This is a genomic window from Streptomyces ossamyceticus, assembly GCF_001418475.1.
In the GTDB taxonomy this organism is placed as follows: domain Bacteria; phylum Actinomycetota; class Actinomycetes; order Streptomycetales; family Streptomycetaceae; genus Streptomyces; species Streptomyces ossamyceticus.
On the sequence record NZ_LIQX01000617.1, the window covers coordinates 1 to 4,131 of the forward strand.

Genomic DNA, 4,131 nt, shown 5'->3' on the forward strand with positions numbered 1-4,131 from the left:
ATCTGGTGCAGAGGGTCGAAGCGGTGGTGCTGACCGGCGGCAGCGCGTACGGGCTGGACTCGGCGTCGGGTGTGATGGCCTGGCTGGAGGAGCGGCACCGCGGGGTACGGGTCGGCCCCGATCCGGCGCATGTCGTGCCGGTGGTGCCGGCGAGCTTCTGGGCCTGGGCGCGGGTCAGTTCGGCGTCGGTCGCGACGACCGCCAACGTCGTGTTCAGCGGGGGAGGCGGACTCTTCGCGGCGGCCTCGGCGATCCTGCGGCGCGCGACCTCGTGCACCTCGGCCGCCGGATACTCCACCCGCCCCTGGAACAACTCCCCGTACAACACCCCCGTCTCCGGATCCATCACCGACCCGGCGGCGTTCGCCACCACCAGCGCGGCCACCGTGATCCCCGAGCCGAGCACGGTGCTCGCGGTGCCGACACCGCCCTTCAGCAGCCCGACCGTCGCCCCCGTCCCGGCGCCCACGCACCCCTCCGCCACCGGGGCGCCGAGCCCACTCGCCGCGGCCTCCTCCACCGCGGCCCGGCCGGTCGCCGCGTCCGGTCTGGCCCGGAAGTCGCCGCCCCGGCCCAGATCGAAGACACAGGCCGCCGGCACCACCGGCACGACATGCGCCGGATCGGGGCCGACCCGTACCCCGCGGTGCCGCTCCTCCAGCCAGGCCATCACACCCGACGCCGAGTCCAGCCCGTACGCGCTGCCGCCGGTCAGCACCACCGCTTCGACCCTCTGCACCAGATTCCTCGGGTCGAGCGCGTCCGTCTCCTTCGTGCCGGGCCCGCCGCCACGCACATCCACGGCCGCCACCGCGCCGCCCTCCGGCGCGAGAACCACGGTCGTACCGGTCAACCAGCCGCCGCCGGCCCGGGTGGCGTGCCCCACCCGCAGCCCGAGCACGTCGGTCAGGGCGTCCACGGGGTGGGGACGGCCGGAGGGCGTGGGGGTGCGGGAGCTCTCGCGTGTCATCTGCGTCCTTGTCTGCGACCGGGCGGGGGCGGGGTGTGCGTGTGTCGGACCGTGCCTGTGACCCCCCTCAACCCTGCCCGGTCGCGGCTGTCCTGGCCCCCTCCGTACCGGCCCGACGTGCCGTGAAGACCACACCGATCGCCACCGTCCCCGCCGCCACGACGCCCGCCGCCAGGACCGCCCAGTGCCCCAGGAACGTGCACAGCACCACTGCCAGCGCGGCCAGCGGCAACACGGCCTGCTGCGCCGTGCCCACCTTGTAGTGACGGGCGTGCAGCGCCCACACCGAGAGCAGGTAGAGCGCCGTCGGCAGTGTCACGGCGGCGGACGCGGCCAGTGTCGAGATGTGCGCCTTGTGCACCGCCTCCTCCACCGCGACCTCCAGCCCGGCGCCGATCGCGGCCGCCGAGGCGAAGATCAGGTAGTGGCCGTAACCCCACAGGAAGCTCTCCCTGTTGGAGCGCAGATGCCCGTGGATCGGCACCGTGAAGTAGATCCACCACGTGGAGAACACGATCAGCAGTCCGCCCAGTGCGATCGGCAGCAACTCGCCCAGCGCGTCGTTCTCGTCCGCGGCCGACTTCACGGCGACCGTGGCCGCCAGGATCGTCTCGCCGAGCACGATGATGGTGAACAGGCCGTACCGCTCGGCGATGTGATGCGGATGCCAGGACGTGGTGAAATCCTTCTCCGCGTACACCGGCACGCACAGCTCCAGGATCGCCATCCCCAGGAACAACCACGGTCTGGCCGGCTCGGGAAGGATCAGCAGGCCCAGCCAGCCGACCTGGCACAGCGCCACACCGGCCGCGTACCGCAGCGCCATGACGCGCTCGGCGCTCTCCGCCGACCGGGCCACCCGCAGCCACTGCGCGGTCATCGCCAGCCGCATGATCGCGTAACCGAGCCAGACCAGCAGGAAGTCGTGGTCCTCGAAGGCCCGGGCGATCCCGGCGGCGAGCACGAGCACACCGAATATCTGAACGAGGGTGACGACCCGGTAGAGCACGTCGTCGTTGTCGTACGCCGAGGCGAACCAGGTGAAGTTCATCCAGGCCCACCAGATCGCGAAGAAGACCATCGCGTAGTTGAGGATGCCCTCGGCGGCATGGGCCTCGGCGACGGCGTGCACCAGCTGGACGCCCGCCTGGGCGACGGCGACCACGAAGCACAGGTCGAAGAAAAGTTCGAGAGGCGACGCGACCCGGTGCGCCTCCCCACGCCCACGGGCGACGAGCCGACGCAACGGAGGTCGGCCGGCACCGGAGGGAGAGGCGGAAGCCGTGGCCGGGGCGGTGCCCGGGTCGGGGTCCCGCGCCGGGGGCGTCGAGGGCGTGGAACTGGACGTCATGGCGCCAAGCACACCAGAAGAACCGGGGGAACTCTCGCTCAGGTGTGCATGAGTGCACGTGCGGGCCGGGGGAGTACACGGAGGGGTCCGGCGACCGGCTCCAGCGGTGCACGGGAGCATCCGGTGACCGGCTCGGGCCGCGGGTGGAGCTGTCGTCCGGTGACCGGCTCGGGCGGTGGATGGGGGTGTCCGGTGACTGGCTCGGGGGATGCACGGGAACATCCCGTGCCCGGCTCGGGCCGTGGGTGGGGGTGTCCGGTGGCCGGGCCGGTGGCGTTCGCGCGGGGGCCCGTACTCTGGAGGCATGAGTAGCGTTCCCGCCCCCGAGCCGTGTGACCCCAAGGCCGCGCTGGTTTTCGACGACCCGCTCAGCCGACCCTCGTCCGACGACACGGACCACGGCTGGGGCGAGCGGCCCGGCGACGGCGGCGACAGCGCGGCCGACCTCAAGCGCTTCCTCGACGAGAAGCCGCCCCACCACCTTTGACCTCGCCGGGCATACGCCGGGCGCCACCTCTGACCTCGCCGGGTATACGCCCTGCGGGCGCCTACTCGCGGTCGTGGCCCGAGCCGCGCTGGGCCACCAGGGCGTCGCGGATCTCCTTCAGGACCTCCAGCTCCGTCACCTCGATGACCTCGTGGGTGCCCTCCTTCGCCCTCCGGCGGGCCTCCTGGCGGGCCAGGTACTTGGCCATCGGCAGGACCATCAGGAAGTAGACGACGGCCGCCGTGATGACGAAGGTCAGCGTGGCACCGAGCACCGAACCCCAGGCGATCTGGATGCCTTTCGTCACGGTGCCGTCCTTGGCGACCTCGCAAGGGTCCTTCAGGCAGCTGGTGTAGCTGTCGAGGTTCTTGGTGCCGAACGCCCCCACCAAGGGGTTGATGATGCCCTTCACCACGGAGTTGACGATGTTCGTGAAGGCCGCGCCGATGACCACGGCGACGGCCAGGTCGACGACGTTCCCCCGCATCAGGAAGGCCTTGAAGCCCTCCCAGACACTCGGCTCCTTCTTCTCGCTCACCACGAGGCCTCTCTGCGCTGGTTGTGGAACAAACGACTCCGCAACCTACGTCAAGGCTTGCTCCGACTGTCCCATTGGGTCCCACCAACGGGGGACTTGACGTGCGGCCGGGGGGCGTGCGCCTCACCACAGCGTCACCGCCAGGCGGGAGGTCGCGCCCGCGCCGGCCAGGCGCGCCGCCGTGGAGCGGGGCACCGACAGGACGATCAGGGCGCCGCTCTCCGTGGCGCTCGCCGCCGGCACCTTCGTGACGCGGGCGCCTCGCGCGACCACCCGCGCGTCACCGCCCGTGGCGGACTGCTCCGCCGCGATCACGTCGACGCGGTCGCCGGGGCGCAGCAGCCGTACGGTCGCGCCGTCGGCGATGCGTACCGGTGCGGTGACCGTCCCGGTAGTGGCTCGGCGCTCGGGGACGGGGTCGGCCACAGGGTGCCCCCTGACCCGTTCCCCGTCCCCGTCCCCGGGGCCCGCCGCCGTCGCCAGTAGCGCGGCGGCGGTCATCGCCAGACCGGCCGCCATGGCCCGCCTCCGGCAGCGGGCGAGGCGCCGCAACCGCTGTGCGCCGCCCCGCACCCGTAGCGGCGCGAAGTGCGGGACCTCGCAGGTGGGAGGCGCGTCGGCACCCGGCGGCCCGGCGGCCCAGGAGGGCAGGCGGGTGGACACGGAGTCGCATGCGCGCGAGGACGCGATCGCCGACGCCGAGGAGGTTGAGGGGGCCGAGGGGGCCGTGTGCGTGAGCCCGGGCCTGCCCGAGGCCGAGGCCGCGGGCAGGCCCGGGCTCACGC

At 72.7% G+C, this 4,131-nt stretch carries 5 protein-coding genes; 1 reads left to right on the forward strand and 4 read right to left on the reverse strand.

Annotation, left to right across the window (positions count from 1 at the left end; all coding sequences use genetic code 11):
* Both AOK15_RS34835 and AOK15_RS34840 read right to left on the reverse strand, forming a co-directional pair.
* The coding region (locus AOK15_RS34835) for a P1 family peptidase (RefSeq protein ID WP_079058876.1) at positions 1 to 970 on the reverse strand (970 nt) is incomplete at its 3' end.
* Positions 971 to 1,037: 67 nt separating this feature from the next.
* Positions 1,038 to 2,321: a low temperature requirement protein A gene (locus AOK15_RS34840; RefSeq protein ID WP_055522302.1), complete on the reverse strand. Its 1,284-nt coding sequence runs from the start codon at positions 2,319 to 2,321 to the stop codon at positions 1,038 to 1,040.
* A gap of 304 nt (positions 2,322 to 2,625) precedes the next feature.
* Here AOK15_RS34840 and AOK15_RS34845 point away from each other — a divergent pair, with 304 nt between their 5' ends.
* Positions 2,626 to 2,808, forward strand: a complete 183-nt coding sequence (locus AOK15_RS34845; protein ID WP_055522303.1) for a hypothetical protein — start codon at positions 2,626 to 2,628, stop codon at positions 2,806 to 2,808.
* Positions 2,809 to 2,869: 61 nt separating this feature from the next.
* Here the strand turns inward: AOK15_RS34845 and mscL are convergent, their stop codons facing one another.
* Together mscL and AOK15_RS34855 are read right to left on the reverse strand one after the other, a co-directional pair.
* Positions 2,870 to 3,346: a large conductance mechanosensitive channel protein MscL gene (mscL, locus tag AOK15_RS34850; protein WP_055522305.1), complete on the reverse strand. Its 477-nt coding sequence runs from the start codon at positions 3,344 to 3,346 to the stop codon at positions 2,870 to 2,872.
* 123 nt (positions 3,347 to 3,469) lie between these two features.
* Positions 3,470 to 4,009 carry a CpaB family protein gene (locus AOK15_RS34855; protein WP_338059943.1) on the reverse strand — a complete coding sequence of 180 codons (540 nt, stop codon included), beginning with the start codon at positions 4,007 to 4,009 and terminating at the stop codon, positions 3,470 to 3,472.
* Between the last annotated feature and the right edge of the window lie 122 nt (positions 4,010 to 4,131).

Bases quoted from the DNA above. Each gene is read 5' to 3' on its own strand.
- AOK15_RS34845 (WP_055522303.1), top strand. From the start codon at position 2,626: ATGAGTAGCGTTCCCGCCCCCGAGCCGTGTGACCCCAAGGCCGCGCTG.
- AOK15_RS34840 (WP_055522302.1), bottom strand. From the start codon at position 2,321: ATGACGTCCAGTTCCACGCCCTCGACGCCCCCGGCGCGGGACCCCGAC.